Here is an 18761-nt window from a genome sequence, read left to right on the forward strand (position 1 = left end):
GCGTTTAAGCTCCCGTATGGGAGCTTTTTTATTTTTGATTATTCTTATTTTTTGCAAAGGAGTTTGAGCTAATGACAAAATATATCTTCGTTACTGGCGGTGTTGTTTCTTCACTTGGTAAAGGAATTACTGCCTCTAGCTTAGGTCGATTATTAAAAAACCGCGGTTTAAAGGTGACAATGCAAAAATTTGATCCATACATTAACATCGACCCCGGAACAATGAATCCTTATCAACATGGTGAAGTATTTGTCACTGATGATGGTACTGAAGCAGATCTTGACTTGGGTCACTACGAGAGAATTGTGGACGTACGCACAAGCAAATATTCCAATGTTACTACCGGTAAAATTTACAAAGAAGTGCTTGAAAAAGAACGGCGCGGGGACTATCATGGTGCAACTGTTCAAGTCATTCCCCACATCACAGATATGATTAAGCAAAAAATCATGCGTGCAGGTCTGACAACTGATTCTGATGTTGTCATTTCAGAAATTGGTGGTACTGTTGGTGATATCGAATCAACTCCTTTTATGGAAGCTATCAGACAGATGCGACGTGAAGTTGGTGAAGAAAATGTCATGTACATTCACTGTACTTTAGTACCTTACTTGCATGCAGCCCAAGAAATGAAAACAAAGCCGACACAACATTCAGTCGCTGAACTGCGTAGTATTGGAATTCAACCTAATATGTTGGTTTTGCGTGCAGAAATGCCAATTGATCAAGAGCACAAAGATAAAATTTCTAACTTTACTGATGTGCCGGTTGACCGCATTATTGAGTCAATTAATGCTCCTTCACTTTTTGATTTGCCTTTGGCTTTCCAAAAACAAGAAATGGATCAAAAAGTTTGTGATTTCTTGCATCTCAAGAGTCCTAAGGATAAAGCAGATATGTCCGAATGGCAAAGACTTGCCGAACGTGTTAAGAACTTGCAGCATACTACAAAAATTACTCTCGTTGGTAAATACGTTGAACTGGAAGATGCCTACATTTCCGTTACAGATGCCTTAAAACACGCTGGTTACGCCTACAATACAAACGTCGTGATTAATAAGGTACAGGCAGAAGATGTGACTGAAGATAATATTGCTGACTATATGAAAGGGTCAGATGGTTTAATCGTTCCGGGTGGCTTTGGTTCTCGTGGTTTTGAGGGTATGATTACTGCTATTAAATATGCTCGTGAAAATGATATTCCATTTTTAGGCGTTTGTCTGGGGATGCAGATGGCAACAGTCGAATTTGCTCGTGATGTATTGGGTTACAAGGATGCTAATACTACTGAAGCAGATCCTAAGACCAAGCACAACGTTATTGACATTATGGCTGATAAACGTGATGAAGAAAATATTGGCGGAACGTTGCGTTTGGGCCTTTATCCTGCAACTTTGAAGAAGGGGACAAAGACTGCTGCTGCTTATGACAATCAAGATGTTATCCAAGAGCGTCACCGTCATCGTTATGAATTTAATAATGAATATCGTGAAGCTTTTGAAAAAGCCGGTATGACATTTGCCGGTGTTTCACCAGATAATCATTTAGTTGAAATTATTGAATTGACTAAAAATAAATTCTTTATTGCTGCTCAATATCATCCCGAATTTTTGAGCAGGCCACAAAGACCTGAGGGACTTTATAAAGCATTTATTGGTGCTGCAAGTGGTCTTCCTGAAGAAAAGCTTTAATTGGCATATTTAGATAATACAAAAACTAGTTTTTTGGGCTGGGGAAGGCGAAGGTCTTCTCTTGTTTTTTCTGTTAAATTCCTATAACATTATTATGACTAAACGAAATAGAAAAGGATTTTTTCGCCAATGAAGCAAATGATAATTCATGGTGGAAAGCCCCTGCAGGGTGATGTCTGGATTGGTGGTGCCAAAAACTCGACTGTTGCATTGATTCCAGCATCAATTTTGTCGCGTACACCTGTAACTTTGGAAGGCGTTCCAAGGATTGCAGATGTTGACAACTTAATGGATCTGCTAAGTGAAATGAGTGTCGCAAGTGATTTTCAAAATACGACATTGCGTATCAATCCAGAACACATTAAGATGAGCCCATTGCCAAGTGGTAAAATCAAGAGTTTGCGCGCATCTTATTATTTTATGGGTGCTCTTCTTGGTCGTTTTGGTAAGGCTGTTGTGGGCTTCCCTGGTGGAGATGATATTGGTCCCCGCCCCATTGATCAGCATATTAAAGGATTTGAAGCCCTAGGTGCATGTGTAAAAAATGAGAATGATCAAATAAAAATTACTTCACCTGCAGATGGTCTGCATGGTGCTAAAATTCATTTGGCAATGCCTTCAGTAGGTGCCACAATGAATATAATTATGGCATCTGTAACTGCTAAAGGACAAACTATTATTGATAATGCTGCTAAAGAACCTGAAATAATTGATTTAGCTACATTTTTAAATAATATGGGTGCGGTTATCAGAGGTGCCGGAACTGATTCTATTAGGATTGAGGGTGTTGAGCGTCTTGAAGCTAAAACTCCCCATACTATTATTCCTGATCGAATTGAAGCAGGCACTTATATTTCTCTTGCTGGTTGTATTGGCAACGGTATCTGCATTCATAATATTATTGAAGAACATCTTGATTCTTACTTAGCTAAAGTAGAAGAAATGGGTGTGGTAATTGATGCAACAGAGGATTCGCTTTATGTTTATCCTGCTGGGGATTTAAAAATGACCCAAATTCGTACTTCTTCTTATCCCGGATTTGCGACAGATTTGCAACAGCCGGTAACACCGCTTTTGCTTTCTGCTAAGTCTGGTGAAGGTGTCATCATTGACCAAATTTACCCAAAAAGAATTGGACACATTAAACAATTACGCAAAATGGGCGCGGATATTAAGGTTGAAGACAATATTATTTTGGTTCATCCTACTGCTAAGCTTCATGGTACTACGGTTTCAGCTGGCGAAATTCGTGCAGGAGCCTGTTTAATGATAGCCGGTTTAATGGCCGATGGTACAACTGTTATCAACAATGCTGGCAATATTTTACGGGGCTATGATCGCGTCCAAGAAAAATTACGTCTGCTCGGAGCCAATGTGAAAATTCAGGATGTGCCGAGTAAATAATTTAATAGTAACTGAATAATAGTTGAGTGGGCTAATCATAATGATTAGCCTGTTTGTTTATATTTTTAAATTATAAAAAATACTTTATTGTTTTTTTTGTAATAAAAACGTAATATAATTACATCATTATTAATAATAGATGAAATAATGAGGTATAAAAATGAAAAAGGACTTTCATAAATTTTTTAAAACTATCATAGCTGCTGCTTTGCTAAGCGTTCCTGTCGGAGCAGTTTTTTCTGTCAACAATGTTGAAGCAAAAACTGTTACAAGCGCAGAAACGGTCTTTCACTATTCTCAAAAGACTTTGTCCAAAAAGTTTGCTCAGGCCGGTTATGTTTTTAAACTAACTGATGCCACAAAGGGAGCCTTATATAAGTCTACTGGTAAACCCTATAGTACCAAAGTCATTAAAAAGATCGTCAAGAACAATACACTTTTTAAAGTTAAAAAAGTTTGGTCAATTCATAATGGCATGTTTGTTGATTTAGTTTCAAAAGATGGTAAATATAAGGGTTCTACTACATATCTAACTGGTATATATAACAAAAATACAGAAGATGAAAAGCTGCAACCTTTGGTGCAAGCAGAGCTTGATGTTACGACGGCTAGAGATAATAATAAGCCAACTGCAGAACTATTAGCTAAAGCTGAAACGTTGGCCAATGAATTGACAGGATACGAAAAGAAAATCGCACTGACATCTATCAAAGAACTAAAAGAATTCGTTAAGTATGGGACTATGGGAGAAATACCAGTGCTATTAATTGGAAAGTATCCTGATTAATTAAAGGAATAGATCAAGTATAAGATTATGTGGTAATATTGCTACTACTGATTGAAAATTGTTCAAAAACTTAATATAGATAAGATAAATAATATAGATTAAGTAAAATATAAAGCCTGAAGTATGATTGCTTCGGGCTTTTTTAATAAGTAATTATTTTATATGGCTTGCAAGAAGGTGCACCTTTTATTTGAGAAAAAATTTTTTAGATTCTGATTGAGAGTTATAATAAAAAAGTAATTAAAATGAAAGGTCAATTAAGGAGATATAAATGATACTAGGATCAATTGAGGCCGGTGGTACAAAATTTGTATGTGCGGTCGGCAATGAGAATTATCAAATTAAGGATCAAACAACTTTTCCCACTACGACACCAGAGGAAACCTTACAAAAAACGGTAGATTACTTTAAGCAGTTTAAAGTTGATGCAATTGGAATTGCGTCTTTTGGACCAATTGAGGTGCGAAAAACGGCACCTAATTATGGCTTTATAACTGATACTCCTAAAAAGGGTTGGAGTAATACTGACTTTGTCGGATTTTTGACAAAAACAATTAAAGTGCCAATATTTTTTACTACTGATGTTAATGGTTCAGCTTGTGGCGAATACGTGATGTCACAGTTATCAAATGAAGATGTTGACTCTCTTGTTTACTACACAATCGGCACCGGAGTAGGTGGCGGAGCTATTATTAACGGTAAATTGGCAGGTTCTTTAGGTCATCCCGAAATGGGACACGTTAAAGTTAAGCGCCATCCAGATGATTTAGATTTTGCTGGTGTTTGTCCTTTTCACAAAGATTGCCTGGAAGGTTTAGTTTCAGGTCCCACCTTTGAAGCACGCCTAAATAAATCGGGTAAAGATGTGCCGCTTTCTGATCCTGTTTGGGATATTATGAGCTACTATGTAGCACAGGCTGCCTTGCAAGTTACTTTGATTTTACGTCCAGATAAAATCGTCTTTGGCGGTGGCGTTACCAGTGAAGAGTTTCTAGAAAAAGTGCGACGTGATTTTGCGAAATTACTAAACGATTATGTCCACGTACCTCCATTAGAGCAATATATTACTATGCCAGAAATTGTGAATAATGGTTCTGCTACTGTTGGTGACTTTGCTTTGGCAAAAAGATTATTAAGAGAATAACTCTAAAAAAGTTCTTAAACACAATATTGATATGATACCCAAATTTGTCCTAAATTTAGAGACTATATCATATGTTAAGAACTTTTTTGTTTTATGTGATTATCAATTCTAACAAACAGTACTTTCAAATTTTACTTTGTAGGCAGGATATCTTGATTCCTCGTATTCAAATGGAATACCTTTTTTGGTATAGCCTATGCTGGTAAACTTTAAAATTGGTTCACTTTTGTCTATCTTTAAATAAAGATAGTCTGGCGATTCCTCTCTAACGACTTCAATTGTACGTTTAGCTTTATTTAATTTAAGTCCATTGTCTTTTAAAGTTGTAAATAAAGATTTTTTACTAAAATCCTGATTTATTAAGTTGCCATCAAATTTAAGAGGTATATAGGACCTAGCAACGCACATTGGTGTTTCTTTTATATAACGTATTCTTGACAGAACAAAAATAGGATCGCCTTTTTCAAGATTTAGCTTTTTAGCAATATTTTCATCCGCATATTCTACCGATTGTTGTAAAACTTTCGAAGACGTTGGTTTTTGTTGGTGTTCGGCATCTTCAAAAAAGCCAATAAATGTGCTTAGCTCATGGTCTACATATTTATCTTGGCCAGATACAGTTTGATTAATTATATAGCCTCGACCGTAGTCTTTAGTTATCAGACCATCTTGTTCTAATGAAGTTAAGGCTTTTCTGATTGTTGGCCGGCTTACTTCGTATTTTTCTGATAAACTTCTTTCAGAAGGAATTAAACCGGTTTTGTCTGCCACTTTAATGTATTGATTGAAAATCTTTTCTTTTATTTGTTTATATATCATTAATAACCACACCCAATATGAGTATAAATTTTGGAACCTGATTCCAGCTTTGTAACTTGTAGAATTATATAACAAGCATAGCTATTGACAAAACAGTTAATCTAAATAAACTAACAAATTTCATTTAATTTTAGCAAAATTTCTTATATATTTAAGTGTATACTTCAATAGTAGTTCCTAGCAAGATAACTAGCTCTATCCTATTTTAATACTCTTTTTCAAAGGTAAACTAATATAGTAAATATTAATTCTATCATATATAAGACTCATTTAGTGATTTTCAGTTGAACAAAGAAAAAATGTGTAAAACAGCAAATAAGAGACCGTAAAATAGTTTGTGTAAGGATGAATAATTCCTTAAATTAATTTCTTAAAACATTAGAAAAAGGAGTTCCTTTCTCGTATGATTGGTTTGAACAAAAAAACACATACAGAAAGAAGAACTCCTTCATGAATGATTTTACCAAAAATATGGCACAAGCTCTATTCAATCAAGACAAAATAAACGATTTATTGCGCAAAGAACTCCAGCAAGCAGTTAATGACCTATTAGAGGCTGAACTGACTGCGTTTTTAGGCTATGATCCTTATGCCAGAGCTGGCTGGAATACAGGCAATTCACGCAATGGTGCTTACTTTCGCAAGGTTGATACGCAATTTGGCGAGATTGAAATTCAGGTGCCTAGGGACCGCAACGGCATGTTTCATCAGCACACGCTCCCTGACTACAAGCAGCACTCCGATGTCTTGGAAAGCATGATTATCAAGCTATATTCCAAAGGCGTAACCACCAGAGAAATAGCCGACTTGATTGAAAAGATGTATGGCAGTCATTACAGCCCAGCTCAGGTATCTAACATCTCCAAGCAGATGATTCCAAAAGTCGAGGCCTATCATCAGCGCAAACTCAGTGACAAGTTCTTCTGCGTTTATTTGGACGCTACCTACATTCCTTTGCGTCGCATAACCTTTGATCGTGAAGCAGTTTATATTGCCATTGGCATCAAGCCTAATGGCCACAAGGAAGTCATCGATTACCGCATTGCTCCCAGCGAAAACGTCGAGAATTGGACGGAAATGCTTCAAGATGTGAAGTCTCGCGGTCTAGAACAGGTTGAGCTCTTTCTTTCAGATGGCGTTGTGGGCATGAAGACAGTGCTGGAGCAGACTTATCCGAAAGCTCATTTTCAACGCTGTCTAGTTCATGTCATGCGCAATATTTGCGCTAAAGTACGCGTAGATGATCGCGAAACGATCATGAATGAATTCAAGCAAATTCATCAACAGCCAAATAAAAAAGCTGCGATCAAAGTCTTGCACGCCTTCTATGACAAGTGGAACAGAGCGTACAACCATGTCATCAGAAATCTCAAAGATATTGAACCTGATCTGCTGGTCTTTTACAGCTATCCTAAGCAGATCAGGGCTTCAATTTACTCTACCAATATGATCGAATCCTTTAACAACGTTATCAAGCGTAAAGCTAAGCCTAAAGCAGAGTTTCCAACTGAACAGTCGCTTGATACTTTTATTGGCATTCAGGCAATGAGCTACAACGAACGCTATTTCAATCGAATCCACAAAGGCTTTGGTCAGGTTCAGGATACCTTAGAATCCTACTTTGATTAAATAAAAGATTAAAAAATCAATCTACGAGAAAAATCTATTTACACAAAAAATTTGACAGTTTCGCAAATAATGCGTTTTGCACATTTTTTAATTAATAACAATTCTTTACTTTAGGATATTCAGATAAACTCCTGCAATAGCAAGGACGAAAATTCCTAATATTAACCAGATTACCTTAACCTTTTTCTTTAACAGGTAATACATTAAAAAGGTTAAGCCAAGAGGCAGTAGTCCGGGAAAGATATCATTAAGAATGCTTTGAACATTAATTGTGCCACCAGCAGTTTTAAAGATTGCAGAAATCTTAAAGTTAACTAATGAAGATGTCATAGAACCAATGGACATTAAACCAACAATGGAAGCGGCCAACGTAAATTTTTCAAGATAATTTCCTTCATAAGCTTTTTCCATTGCCTTGGCACCCATGCTATAACCTAACCTTATTCCACCATAGCGACCAATAAAATGTAAAGTAGTATAGATTAAAAAGTAGAGAATTGGTCCTAAAATATTACCTTGAGTAGCAAGAGAAAGACCAATTCCTGCAGCAATTACTCTAAATGTTCCCCAATATAAAGTATCTCCGATCCCTGCTACAGGGCCCATCAATGCCGCTTTTAAGGAAGAAATTGCCTCAACGTTAAAATCCGGGTCAACAGAGTTTTCTTCTTCCAAAGCTAATGACATTCCCATAATAAATGTAGCTATGTGGGGAGTCGTATTAAAAAGAGCTGTATTTCGTAATGCAGACTCGTAGAGCTTATCATCATTGCCGGCATAAATCTTTTTAAGAGCTGGCAAAATCGAAAAAGTATAGCCCATTCCCTGCATGTCTGTATAAGATTCTGATCCTTGCAATGCAAAAGAGCGCCAGAATACTCGATTTAAATCCTTTACTGTTAATTTCTTTTTAGCCATAAAAAATCACCTCTATTTACTGTTGATTATTCTTTGCTGCTTTATTTTTTTGAGTTATTAAAAGTGCAATGAGTAAAGCAAGTACTGAAACTCCAATTACCGGCATCTTTAAATATGAACTAAGAATGAAGCCAATAAAGAAGTATGGAGCAACCTTCTTATCCATCATCATTTGTATTAACATTGCAAATCCAACTGCTGGAAGCAGACCAGCCGCGACTGAAAAAGAAGTCATTATCTTTGTTGGTAATAAAGCTATTAAAGATTGAGCAGCTTTTGTTCCCAGTTGAAGTACTAAGAAAGTCAAGATTCCAGAAGGAAGTCTGAGAATTAATGGGAAAAAATGCCATCTTTGCATACTCTTAAAATTATGTCTTTTAATTGCGTCTCTGCCTTTTTTGATAGTGTAAGAGTTAAGTGTGAAGGCCAGCATGTTAAGTCCTTGAGCAACTATGGCAAATGGCATTGCTAACGTTACTGCAACATTAGTACTTGCACCACTTTGGATTGCTAGTGCCGTTGCGATAGCACTGGCTACTCCAACATCGGGAGGTAAGGCTGCACCAATAGTAACTATACCAATAAACATTGCTTCTAAAGCTGCACCAATGACAATGCCTTTTTGTAAATCGCCTAATATAAGACCGACAACAGGCCCAATAATAATAGGACGATTCATCATTGATGCCCCGAGATATCTTTCATCAAGTTGTGAAATATAAGCAACAAGAGCTATAAGTAAGTTCTTTAATATCATTTAAATTCATCCCTTTCAAAATAATTGGAATTAAATTAATAAAAATCTTTCTTGGAAGTTGGTGTGCCCTGAATGTAAATCTTAAAGCCATCTTTTTTTATTTCTTCTAATGCTAATTTTTCTTCTTGAGTTACATAAATAGATCCAGAAATTTTTTCTTTATTATCACCACTTTTTAGATTACCTAAGTTGATATCAAAATTTTCTTTTCCTTTTAGTTCTTTGACTATTTTGCTGGCATCGATCGGATTGCCAACTACTACCATAACTTTACTTTCTTTTACCTCTTGGTATGTTTTAGCAAAATCTTTAGGATCAATTATTTTAGCTTCGACCCCCGATGGTTTGGCCAAAAGCAAAGCCATTTTTTGTAATTGATCATTAGCTGCTGTCTTGTCTACTGCTATGATTATGTCAGCGTTAGCTGCCTTAGACCAAGCCATTGCAACTTGTCCGTGGATAAGACGGTCATCAATTCTGAATAGTGAAATCATGTTTTACTCCCTTCAATTTGTAATCGCTTACGCATTATATATTACCTTTGGTAAATAATAATGTCAACAAAATATTGACACATTGTAATATAAATGCTAATCTTTACTCGTAAAAGTTAACCAAAGGTAATTTTTAGGAGGAATAAAATGTTTAACTTTGATAAAAACAGATTTTTGAAGACTCAAACAGGGGCAGTGAACCAGAAGGATAATATCAATACTGTTATTGATGAATTGCTACCTGAAATTGATAATATCTTCTTCATCGGTTCAGGTGGTGTAGGAATTTTGTTTGACTCTACCATCGAATTTGCAAGGACTAGAAGTGCTTTCCCATTTCAGCGGGTCTTAGCAGCTGAATTCATTGCATCTCCCAATAAAACTTTTTCAAGCAAATCATTAGTTGTTATACCCTCATTATCGGGAACAACTAAAGAAACATTGGAACTAGTTGATTTTTGCAATAAGAAACATGTTAAAACTTTGGCACTTGTAGGCAGTCCAAACACACCACTTGAAAAAGAGGCAACCTACACTGTCTATAATGATGTTTTAGATGATACAAGTTCTGAAAGTTATTATTTACAGGGCCTGATGATAGTTCTGCGCGTAATGTTAAAAAAGGGTGAAATAACAACTGAAAAATATGATTCTTATTTCCAAGATTTTGCCAAATTGCCTGGAGAATTATTAAAAGTAAAACAACAGGCAGAACCTATGGCGAAAGAATTTGCTCAGAAATTTCAAGATACTCCGTACCATATTATTACAGGTGCAGGTGACTCATTTACTGAAGCATATTATTACGGTATGTGTATTTTAGAAGAAATGCAGTGGATAAAAACCAGACCCGTACAAGCTGCAGACTTTTTCCATGGAACATTAGAATTAGTTGAAAAGGGAGTTAGTGTCATTGTCTTTGAAGGAGAAGATTTTTCAAGACCAATTGTAGATCGTGTTCGTCATTTCTTACCTGAAGTTACAGATACCATTACTGTGATTGATACGAAAGACTATCAGATGGATATTTCAGATGAAACGAGAAAGATTATCTCTCCAATCGTATTAGCTACAATTTTGGAAAGAGTTAGTGCATATCTTTCAGATCAAAGAAAGCATCCTCTGACTGTTCGTAGGTATTACAAGAGAATCCCTTATTAATTTGATTAAAACCTCAGTTTTTAGTTAGTCAATTAATAAAGATCTAGTGAGGAGCCGATGGTAAAAATGAAAATTTTATGCATGAGTCATGGGACAATGGCACAAGGCGTTGTTCAGTCGGCCAAGATGATAGTTGGTGATGTAAAATTTCTCGATTACATCAATGCGTATGTAGATGGCAATGATGATATTGAAAAGAAGATTGTAGATTACTTAAATCAAAATCGTGGGCAAACTATTATCGTATGTACCGATATCTTTGGTGGCAGCGTTAATAATAATTGGATGAAGTATTTGAATAAAGAGGGCAATCTGTATTTAATTGCTGGTTTATCTTTGCCTTTAATTATTGAATTAGTTTTAAAAATAGAACAAAAGTCTCAAGATAATATCAATAAAATTATAAAAAGATCAATCAAAAGCGCAAAAGACAGCGTTAAATTTTGTAATGAACTTAATTTGGATATTAAACGGGATGAATTTTAAAAAAGGAAGTAGAAAACAATGATTATTGGAACAAGGGTAGACCATAGACTTGTTCACGGGCAAGTTGCATTTTCTTGGATTTCTGCTATTGGCGCTAATTGTATTTTGGTTGCGAACGATGCAGCTGCAAATAATGATATGCAAATGACTGCATTAAAATTAGCAGCACCCCAAGGTGTAAAAGTCGTAGTTAAAACTATTGCTGATTCTGTTAAGCAAATAAATTCAGGTGTTACTGATAAATACCGTCTTTTCATCGTTTTAAAAACGGTTAGTGATGCTTACCAATTGTTAAACGGTTGCCCACGAATAAAGGAACTTAATGTTGGTGGAACTAGTAAAACTACTGGTTCTGTCCAAATAACTTCTTCAGTCTTTTTAAATGATAAAGATATATCTGATCTCAAACAATTAGCACAAAAAAACATAGAAATATTTGCCCAAATGGTACCAACAGATAAAAAAATAGATTTGATTAAACGGTTATAAATACTAAAAAGGAGGTTTAAAAAATGAACACATTGACTCAATCAATCTTGCTGGCCTTAATTACAGCTCTTGCTCCAGCTGACTGGTTAACTGGAACTAGTAACTTATCTAGACCACTTGTTACTGGAGCACTAACTGGATTAGTACTGGGCGATTTAAAGACTGGGATCATAATGGGTGCAACTATTGAACTGGCATTCATGGGTGCAATTACTATTGGCGCTTCTAGGCCACCAGATGTTCCTGCTGGAGGAGTTTTGGGTACAGCCTTTGCAATATCAACAGGCAAAGGAGCTGGTTTTGCCATTACTTTGGCCTTTCCGGTTGCTGCACTGTATTTGATTATTGACAATTTATTAACGATTGTAATTTTACCTATATTCTTAAAGAAGGGCGATAAATATGCTGAACAAGGTGATAGTAGACATCTGAGCAGAATGAACATGTATGGTTTTATCACAGTCAAATGTATACCGAGAGCGATTTTTGTCGGGCTTGCTTTTTACTTAGGTGGCCCAGTAATGACAAAATTGCTCAATATGATCCCTGATTTTGTTCAAAATGGTATAAATGTTGCAGCTGGAATAATGCCAGCATTAGGTTTTGCTTTATTGTTGGAAATGATTTTAAAGAAAAATGTGGCGATTTACTTTGTACTTGGTTTTGCATTGTACAGTTATTTAAAAATACCAATTTTGGGAATTTCCATCTTTGCGTTCTGCCTAATGTACATTGTGCTGCATCTTGAAAATAAAATTGATGCTAATAAGTTAAATAATAATCCAGGAGGGGATGATGATAATGAGTTTTGATTCTGCTACAAAAGCCATTACTAGAAAAGATTTAAAAGGAATATTTTGGCGTTCTCTCACATTAGAAGCTTCTTGGAATTTTGAAAGACAACAAAATATGGGCTATAGCTATGCCATGAATAAGGTTCTAGACAAGTTATATCCAGAAAAAAAGCAACGAAGTGAGGCCCTTCAAAGGCATATGGCTTTTTTCAATTGCTCACCACCACTTTCTACGTTGGTAATGGGAATTACTACAGCAATGGAAGAAGAAAATGCCAAAAACCCGGATAATTTTGATCCGGAATCAATAAATAATGTTAAAGCTGCTTTGATGGGGCCTCTTTCAGGAATCGGAGATTCATTCTTTTGGGGCACTTTAAGAATTTTAGCCACTGGCTTAGGAACTTCTTTTGCATTAAAAGGTAGTATCTTAGGTCCAATATTATTTTTGTTAGTCTACAACGTCCCCGCACTTTTAGTACGCTGGATTGGTTTAATCAAAGGATATGACTTGGGAGCTTCAATGCTAAAGAGTGCCGAGTCCTCTGGTTTGCTTGAAAAATTTGCATATGGCGCATCAATTCTTGGTTTAATGGTTATTGGCGGAATGTCGGCAAGTATGGTAACAATCACCGTTGCAGGTAAGCTTGGTCAGGGAAATGATGCCCAAACATGGAACGCTATGATTAACGGTGTTTTACCGAATATGTTGCCTCTTGCGTGTGTGCTGTTTATTTATTGGTTATTAAAGAAAAAGGTATCAACAATTACTATATTGGTCGGAATTTTTGTATTCGGCATTTTAATGGCTTATTTAGGAATTTTAAAGGCATAGAAGAAAGGAAAACTGTAATGTTAAAGTTTGACGCTGAAAAGTTTGTAACTGAAGGAAAAAAAGCATATAGCTTACGGGCTGACATTGAGCAAATTGCTCTGAAAGTGCAAAAAGAAGGAATTAGTAATATATTTTTCACTGCCTCTGGTGGTTCAAATGCTGTGATGCAGCCATTTAACTATTGGATGGAAAGTAAGTCATCAATTCCCAGCTATTTGCTGACAGCTGCGGACTTTTTAGCTGTAGGAAGTAAGAAACTAAACAAAAATAGTATAGTTATTCTACTTTCTAAATCAGGTGATACTAAGGAAACTGTTGCTTTGGCTGAAAAGATGGAACAATTGGGTGTACGAACTATTTCAATTGTTAACAAAGATAATACGCCACTGGCAAAGCACTCAACATATGCCGCTAATACTTTTGGCTATCATCCTCAAGAATTAGCTTTTTATTTCTTGATTGGCAAAATTATGCAAGTAAATAATGAATTTAATGACTATGAACAATTTGCTGATGAACTTAAGTCATTACCAGAAGATATGAATGTTGTTGCCCAAGAGGTTGACAATAAAGCAAAAGAATTTGCAGAAAAATATCAAAATGCCAACTACCAAATATGGGTTGGCTCTGGCGACCTGTGGGGAACGACATATAGTTATTCAATGTGTGTATTAGAAGAATCGCAATGGCTTAGAACCAAATCAGTTAGTTCACCTGAATTTTTTCATGGTACATTTGAATTGGTTGATAAAGATGTTCCAGTGGTGCTGCTTGAATCAGAAGGAGCGACGAGGCCGCTAGACGAGCGAGTGGCTAACTTTGCTACTAAATATACAGACCAATTTACCAAGTTTGATATGAAAGAATTTACTTTACCCCATATTTCAGCGAAATTTAGACCAATAGTTGAACCTTCAGTAATGTGGGCCGCTTTACGCAGAGTGAGTTTACATTTGGAAGATATTAGAAATCATCCTCTAACTAAGCGTCGCTATTATCGAGTGGTAGATTATTAGATAGTGAGCTGCTTAAGATGTCAAAGAAATACGTTGTTGGTTTAGGCGATAATGTAGTAGATTACTATCAAAACCAAAATGTAAAATATCCTGGGGGCAATGCAGTTAACTTTTCTGTTTTTGCACCAAAGCAACTTGTTGATTCATACTATGTTGGTAGTCTGGCAAAAGATGATGATGGTGAATTAATCTTAAATAGTTTAAAAGATGAAAACGTAAATACATCATTTTGCAATCGAATTAATGCCCAAACCGAAAAGACTTTTGTAAACATTGTGGATGGGGATCGTCAATTTATTGACAGTATAAGAGGTACCAGGCTATTGCCTTCACTAGATGAACCTGGTTTATTAAAAATGTTGGATTCGGCACTTGTAGTTTATAGTGCTTGCCATGCAAATTCTGAAAATGTTATTGCTAAACTTCACCAAAGAGGAATTATAATTGCCTATGATTTTTCCGAAATGGCCAAATATCATACTGCTGAATATTTAGATCAAGTAGCTAGAAATGTTGATATTGCGCAATTTTCTTTATCGGAAGCAAAAGCTGATGATATGGAAAGAATATTAAAGCAATGCATTAAACTTAATACAGCTTTGGTCTTATTTACAAATGGCGGTAAGCCTCCCTTGCTATTTGACTGTAATCACAGGAAAAAGTATGTTGGTCAAGTCCAGTATGATCCTACGCCCATTGATACTATGGGTGCAGGAGATACATTTTTTGCCAACTTAGTTGTCTATTTGCTCACTAAAACTAAAAAATTAAAAAACCTCTCAGATGAAGATATAAATGAGAGTCTAACTAAAGCTGCTTTAGCTGCTACTAAAACGATTAGACAAAAGGGATCATTTGGGCATGGTACTAAAATAACTAAATAAATCTGTAAATTTTGTTCTGTTATATTTTTAATGAAGTAAACATCAACTAATTAAAAAAATATTGTTATTAGATAACCCTCTAGATTAAATCTGTTCAATCTAGAGGGTTTTTATTGCTTAAAATTAAATAGTTATTAACAAAACATTGTAAAAATATTTAAAATATGTATAATATGTTTTAAAAGGTATTATTCATAGACAGGAGGATATTGTTTTGATTGTAGCAATGCATATGGATGATCGGCTTGTTCATGGCCAGGTTGTCATGACTTGGATTCCAAGAGTACAAGCAAATGTAGTTTTAGTAGCGAATGACGCGGTTTTTAACGATAAAATTCGTCGGAGTACTATGAAATTGGCTGTGCCAACGAGTACCAAAATCGGTTTTAGAACAATTGATGGCGCTATTGAATTTTTAAATAATCCGCAAAATAGTTCTTATCGTGTGATGGTTTTAACTAATAATCCGTTCGATGCTGAAAAAATTTGTGAGCATGTGAATGGGGTTGAAAAGATTACTATTGGTGGAATAAGAAAAAATGCACCAATGATCCGCGACAATTTGAATTTAACGTTAGAGGATATCGATTCATTTAAGAGAATTATGGCTAAGGGAATAAAGGTCGGTATGCAACCTACGCCTAACCATAAATTTGAAGATTTGTCAGATACTTTTAAAAGTATTACTGATAAACATTAGTTATGTTTGAAAAGAAAGAGGGAAGACTATGATTCAGTCATTCTTGGTTGCGTTAATTGCAGGAATTGGACATATTGATGAAAGACTTTTCGGTATGACCATGATGGAAAGACCACTTGTAATTTGTACGCTGGTGGGGCTAGTTTATGGAGATGTTAAAACAGGGTTAATTTTGGGAGCTCAAATTGAACTTCTTTCAATGGGTGTTGTAGGAATTGGAGCCAATGCCGCACCACCTGATGTTATTTTGGGTGGTGCACTTAGTACTGCACTAGTATTGCAATCGCATACTGAGCCTAAACTTGCACTTGCTTTGGTAATGCCAATTGCTGCTTTCGCAATGGCAACAAAATACATCACCTATGTGCCTTTAAATCAAATTTTAAGTCAAAAGTCATTAGAAGCTGCTGGCAGAGGCGATACTAAAACGATGGAAAGAAATCAATGGCTGGGATTATTTAACTATTTTATTTTCCCATTCTTGATCGCTTTGGTAGCTATGCTTTTAGGTGCACCAGTATTTAAATCTCTGGTGAAATTTATTCCAGATTGGCTTACCGGTGGTTTTGCCTTAGCAGCAGGTATTTTACCAGCATTAGGTTTTGCATTGCTTATGCAACTGACATTTACCAAAAAATTTGCTCCATACCTATTTTTGGGTTTCATCTTGGTAGCATTCTTTAAGCTTACTAACATTGGAGTCGCAATGGTTGGTGCGGTAATTGCAGCATTAATATTATTATCTAACAACAGTGGAGTCGAAGGGAAGACAGAAGACAATGAAATCTAAAGAAGAAATGTTTAAAGGGAAAAAGTTAACTAGAAAAGACTTAATGTCAGTTTTTTGGCGCGCGTTCTTGTTACCAGCTTGTTATAGTATGGACCGAATGCAGGCACCTGGATTCGCATATTCAATTATTCCTGTGCTAAAAAAGCTCTATCCTGATAAAAAGGATTTGAGTAAAGCTTTGACCCGAGAATCCGAAGTGTACAATACCACTTATGCTATGTCACCTTTTATACTGGGAATTACTGCTTCAATGGAGGAAGAGGCAGCTACTAATTCCAACTTTTTCATCTCAACTATTAACAATATTAAAGTTGCCTTGATGGGGCCAATGGCAGGAATTGGAGACACATTTTTCTGGGGAACATTTAGAGTTATTGCTGCCGGTGTCGGTACTACTTTAGCTTTAAAAGGAAATATCCTGGGACCAATATTATTTTTGATTTTATACAATATTCCTCATTTTTTGACCAGGTATTATGGATTGTTTCTTGGTTATGATCTGGGAACTAAAGCAATTGATTCTCTATCTAGTGGTAGTGGTTTCCAAAAAGCAACTAATGCTGCTTCTGTCATGGGATTGACTGTAATTGGCGGCATGATAGCTTCAATGGTCAATATCAAGTTTGCTTATGTCTTTAAATCAGGTAAAACGGTTTTGAATCTACAAAGTATTGTTGATCAAATATGTCCAGATTTGTTGCCGTTAGCAGTTACATTCTTCATATACTGGTTACTACAAAAGAAGCACGTTAAAACTTCTTGGATTATGATCGGCTGCTTCGCCTTTGGAATAATTTTTAAATATTTCGGGATTTTTAAGTAAAACTCGCTATTAAACAGAGAAAGGGATAATTAATAATGAAAACTTGGTCAATGATTGATTATATTGATGAAACAGAAGATACTCTTAAAAAAATGATTGCCAATAGAGAGCAATTGTATAACAATTTTGCACAAACTTTTGCAGATAATACGAATAAATACCACAATATTTATTTGGTTGGCTCAGGTACATCTTTCAATTCTTGCATTACAGCTCAGCCTTTTATGGAAAAAATCTTGAAAAAGCACATAATTCCAGTTAATTCATATAATTTTGCTCATTATGAACAGTTGGCAACGAGTGCTGATCTAGTCATAGCTATTACCCAAGAGGGAGAAAGCACTAACACAATTGCAGCTTTAAAGAGAGCAAACAGTCTAAATTGTGATAATTTTGTGATTACTGAAGATCGGGATAATTCTTGTTCACAAGTAGCGCAAAACAAAATTGTTTTGGCCTGCGGCTTTGAGCACGTTGGCCCTAAAACAAAAGGTTATAGTGCATCTATTCTTACCTTTTATTTAATTGCACTAGAAGCGGCTAAAAGGACGGGCCAATTGACCGCTAAAGAATATGACGAATATATTGATCGTCTGGAAAAAACGGTCAATAACTTAAATGAAATCATCAAAGAAAGTAAGAATTGGTTTAAAGAGAACTCAGCTGATTTGAAAAAGTGTCATCACGCGTACATATTGGGCTATGGTAATAATAAAGGCACCATCATGGAAGGTGCATTAAAATCTCTGGAAACCGTTAGAGATTATTTCCAACCTTTTGAAGTAGAAGAATTTTTACACGGTCCTATTGCTTCAATGCATAAAGAAACATATACTATTATTGTTGCACCAGTAAATTATGGCTATGAAAGAGCTAATAAGCTTTTCAAAGCCTTGAATGAACAAACTGATCATGCATATTCTATTGGTTCACAAGAAGGAATATCCTCTAACCACGTATTAAAAGGATCATTTTTAAATGATGCAGATTTCTGCCCGTTAGAATATTGTATACCGTTGCAATTATTTGCTTATCTACTTTATACTGGTCAGGGTAAGGACCTTAATGTCAGGAATTATCCGAATACAAAAGATGTTTTAATAACTAAAGCAAATAGCGTTAAGTAATTTTAAATGAAGT

The 18761-nt window shown here is 35.6% G+C and carries 20 protein-coding genes; 16 read left to right on the plus strand and 4 right to left on the minus strand.

Features of this window, described 5'->3' with window-relative positions; all coding sequences use genetic code 11:
- Positions 1-71 precede the first annotated feature (71 nt).
- The 4 genes from H3T43_RS04515 (at position 72) to scrK (ending at position 5026) form a co-directional block, all read left to right on the plus strand.
- Positions 72-1691 (plus strand): CTP synthase, encoded by a 1620-nt coding sequence (locus tag H3T43_RS04515; RefSeq protein WP_198212954.1) that lies wholly within the window; start codon positions 72-74, stop codon positions 1689-1691.
- Positions 1692-1820: 129 nt separating this feature from the next.
- Entirely contained in the window at positions 1821-3095 is a 1275-nt protein-coding gene (locus H3T43_RS04520) for a UDP-N-acetylglucosamine 1-carboxyvinyltransferase (RefSeq protein WP_198212956.1), read from the plus strand.
- A gap of 160 nt (positions 3096-3255) precedes the next feature.
- Positions 3256-3882: a hypothetical protein gene (locus H3T43_RS04525; RefSeq protein WP_198212958.1), complete on the plus strand. Its 627-nt coding sequence runs from the start codon at positions 3256-3258 to the stop codon at positions 3880-3882.
- A gap of 271 nt (positions 3883-4153) precedes the next feature.
- A complete protein-coding gene (gene scrK / locus H3T43_RS04530) occupies positions 4154-5026 on the plus strand; it encodes a fructokinase ScrK (protein WP_198212960.1) in 873 nt (290 codons plus the stop codon).
- A 108-nt stretch (positions 5027-5134) separates the two neighbouring features.
- Here the strand turns inward: scrK and H3T43_RS04535 are convergent, their stop codons facing one another.
- Complete coding sequence (locus tag H3T43_RS04535; protein WP_198212962.1) at positions 5135-5845, minus strand: GntR family transcriptional regulator; 711 nt, start codon at positions 5843-5845, stop codon at positions 5135-5137.
- 450 nt (positions 5846-6295) lie between these two features.
- Here H3T43_RS04535 and H3T43_RS04540 point away from each other — a divergent pair, with 450 nt between their 5' ends.
- On the plus strand, positions 6296-7474 hold the full coding sequence (locus H3T43_RS04540; protein ID WP_198189192.1) for an IS256 family transposase: 1179 nt from the start codon (positions 6296-6298) through the stop codon (positions 7472-7474).
- 105 nt (positions 7475-7579) lie between these two features.
- Here H3T43_RS04540 and H3T43_RS04545 read toward each other — a convergent pair whose 3' ends face one another.
- Genes H3T43_RS04545 through H3T43_RS04555 form a run of 3 tightly spaced genes read right to left on the minus strand, consistent with a single transcriptional unit; the run spans position 7580 to position 9643 of the window.
- Entirely contained in the window at positions 7580-8392 is an 813-nt protein-coding gene (locus tag H3T43_RS04545) for a PTS system mannose/fructose/sorbose family transporter subunit IID (protein WP_045928508.1), read from the minus strand.
- Positions 8393-8408: 16 nt separating this feature from the next.
- Positions 8409-9149 (minus strand): PTS sugar transporter subunit IIC, encoded by a 741-nt coding sequence (locus H3T43_RS04550; RefSeq protein ID WP_198179999.1) that lies wholly within the window; start codon positions 9147-9149, stop codon positions 8409-8411.
- A gap of 35 nt (positions 9150-9184) precedes the next feature.
- Positions 9185-9643, minus strand: a complete 459-nt coding sequence (locus H3T43_RS04555) for a PTS sugar transporter subunit IIB (RefSeq protein ID WP_198180001.1) — start codon at positions 9641-9643, stop codon at positions 9185-9187.
- A gap of 147 nt (positions 9644-9790) precedes the next feature.
- On the opposite strand from H3T43_RS04555, the gene H3T43_RS04560 reads away from it, so the two are divergent.
- The 11 genes from H3T43_RS04560 to H3T43_RS04610 all read left to right on the plus strand — a co-directional run bounded on the left by H3T43_RS04560 (position 9791) and on the right by H3T43_RS04610 (position 18748).
- Positions 9791-10804 (plus strand): SIS domain-containing protein, encoded by a 1014-nt coding sequence (locus H3T43_RS04560; RefSeq protein WP_198212964.1) that lies wholly within the window; start codon positions 9791-9793, stop codon positions 10802-10804.
- Positions 10805-10861: 57 nt separating this feature from the next.
- The gene (locus H3T43_RS04565; RefSeq protein ID WP_045928505.1) at positions 10862-11290 is read left to right on the plus strand and encodes a PTS sugar transporter subunit IIA; all 429 of its coding nucleotides are present in this window, start codon (positions 10862-10864) and stop codon (positions 11288-11290) included.
- Between the two features lie 18 nt (positions 11291-11308).
- The gene (locus tag H3T43_RS04570) at positions 11309-11779 is read left to right on the plus strand and encodes a PTS sugar transporter subunit IIB (protein WP_198212966.1); all 471 of its coding nucleotides are present in this window, start codon (positions 11309-11311) and stop codon (positions 11777-11779) included.
- A 23-nt stretch (positions 11780-11802) separates the two neighbouring features.
- Entirely contained in the window at positions 11803-12591 is a 789-nt protein-coding gene (locus H3T43_RS04575) for a PTS sugar transporter subunit IIC (RefSeq protein ID WP_198212968.1), read from the plus strand.
- Complete coding sequence (locus H3T43_RS04580) at positions 12581-13408, plus strand: PTS system mannose/fructose/sorbose family transporter subunit IID (protein ID WP_198212970.1); 828 nt, start codon at positions 12581-12583, stop codon at positions 13406-13408. Before H3T43_RS04575 ends, H3T43_RS04580 begins: the two co-directional genes overlap by 11 nt.
- A 17-nt stretch (positions 13409-13425) precedes the next feature.
- Positions 13426-14424, plus strand: coding sequence for an SIS domain-containing protein (locus tag H3T43_RS04585; RefSeq protein ID WP_198212972.1), 999 nt, complete (start codon positions 13426-13428; stop codon positions 14422-14424).
- Positions 14425-14441: 17 nt separating this feature from the next.
- Positions 14442-15308: a PfkB family carbohydrate kinase gene (locus tag H3T43_RS04590; protein ID WP_198212974.1), complete on the plus strand. Its 867-nt coding sequence runs from the start codon at positions 14442-14444 to the stop codon at positions 15306-15308.
- Between the two features lie 214 nt (positions 15309-15522).
- Positions 15523-16008 carry a PTS sugar transporter subunit IIB gene (locus H3T43_RS04595; protein ID WP_198212976.1) on the plus strand — a complete coding sequence of 162 codons (486 nt, stop codon included), beginning with the start codon at positions 15523-15525 and terminating at the stop codon, positions 16006-16008.
- 28 nt (positions 16009-16036) lie between these two features.
- Positions 16037-16798 carry a PTS sugar transporter subunit IIC gene (locus H3T43_RS04600; protein WP_198212978.1) on the plus strand — a complete coding sequence of 254 codons (762 nt, stop codon included), beginning with the start codon at positions 16037-16039 and terminating at the stop codon, positions 16796-16798.
- A complete protein-coding gene (locus H3T43_RS04605; protein WP_081945388.1) occupies positions 16788-17621 on the plus strand; it encodes a PTS system mannose/fructose/sorbose family transporter subunit IID in 834 nt (277 codons plus the stop codon). The genes H3T43_RS04600 and H3T43_RS04605 overlap by 11 nt, the downstream gene beginning before the upstream one ends.
- A gap of 35 nt (positions 17622-17656) precedes the next feature.
- Positions 17657-18748, plus strand: a complete 1092-nt coding sequence (locus H3T43_RS04610; RefSeq protein WP_198212980.1) for an SIS domain-containing protein — start codon at positions 17657-17659, stop codon at positions 18746-18748.
- Positions 18749-18761: the final 13 nt, after the last annotated feature.

The sequence above is a fragment of the Lactobacillus sp. M0396 genome (assembly GCF_016101625.1).
Taxonomy (GTDB): Bacteria; Bacillota; Bacilli; order Lactobacillales; family Lactobacillaceae; genus Lactobacillus; species Lactobacillus huangpiensis.

Coding starts and splice junctions, on each gene's coding strand:
- H3T43_RS04550 (WP_198179999.1), bottom strand. CDS start 9,149: ATGATATTAAAGAACTTACTTATAGCTCTTGTTGCTTATATTTCACAA.
- H3T43_RS04520 (WP_198212956.1), top strand. CDS start 1,821: ATGAAGCAAATGATAATTCATGGTGGAAAGCCCCTGCAGGGTGATGTC.
- H3T43_RS04605 (WP_081945388.1), top strand. CDS start 16,788: ATGAAATCTAAAGAAGAAATGTTTAAAGGGAAAAAGTTAACTAGAAAA.
- H3T43_RS04560 (WP_198212964.1), top strand. CDS start 9,791: ATGTTTAACTTTGATAAAAACAGATTTTTGAAGACTCAAACAGGGGCA.
- H3T43_RS04580 (WP_198212970.1), top strand. CDS start 12,581: ATGAGTTTTGATTCTGCTACAAAAGCCATTACTAGAAAAGATTTAAAA.
- H3T43_RS04585 (WP_198212972.1), top strand. CDS start 13,426: ATGTTAAAGTTTGACGCTGAAAAGTTTGTAACTGAAGGAAAAAAAGCA.
- H3T43_RS04525 (WP_198212958.1), top strand. CDS start 3,256: ATGAAAAAGGACTTTCATAAATTTTTTAAAACTATCATAGCTGCTGCT.
- H3T43_RS04565 (WP_045928505.1), top strand. CDS start 10,862: ATGGTAAAAATGAAAATTTTATGCATGAGTCATGGGACAATGGCACAA.
- H3T43_RS04610 (WP_198212980.1), top strand. CDS start 17,657: ATGAAAACTTGGTCAATGATTGATTATATTGATGAAACAGAAGATACT.
- H3T43_RS04540 (WP_198189192.1), top strand. CDS start 6,296: ATGAATGATTTTACCAAAAATATGGCACAAGCTCTATTCAATCAAGAC.
- H3T43_RS04555 (WP_198180001.1), bottom strand. CDS start 9,643: ATGATTTCACTATTCAGAATTGATGACCGTCTTATCCACGGACAAGTT.
- H3T43_RS04590 (WP_198212974.1), top strand. CDS start 14,442: ATGTCAAAGAAATACGTTGTTGGTTTAGGCGATAATGTAGTAGATTAC.
- H3T43_RS04535 (WP_198212962.1), bottom strand. CDS start 5,845: ATGATATATAAACAAATAAAAGAAAAGATTTTCAATCAATACATTAAA.
- scrK (WP_198212960.1), top strand. CDS start 4,154: ATGATACTAGGATCAATTGAGGCCGGTGGTACAAAATTTGTATGTGCG.
- H3T43_RS04515 (WP_198212954.1), top strand. CDS start 72: ATGACAAAATATATCTTCGTTACTGGCGGTGTTGTTTCTTCACTTGGT.
- H3T43_RS04545 (WP_045928508.1), bottom strand. CDS start 8,392: ATGGCTAAAAAGAAATTAACAGTAAAGGATTTAAATCGAGTATTCTGG.
- H3T43_RS04570 (WP_198212966.1), top strand. CDS start 11,309: ATGATTATTGGAACAAGGGTAGACCATAGACTTGTTCACGGGCAAGTT.
- H3T43_RS04600 (WP_198212978.1), top strand. CDS start 16,037: ATGATTCAGTCATTCTTGGTTGCGTTAATTGCAGGAATTGGACATATT.
- H3T43_RS04575 (WP_198212968.1), top strand. CDS start 11,803: ATGAACACATTGACTCAATCAATCTTGCTGGCCTTAATTACAGCTCTT.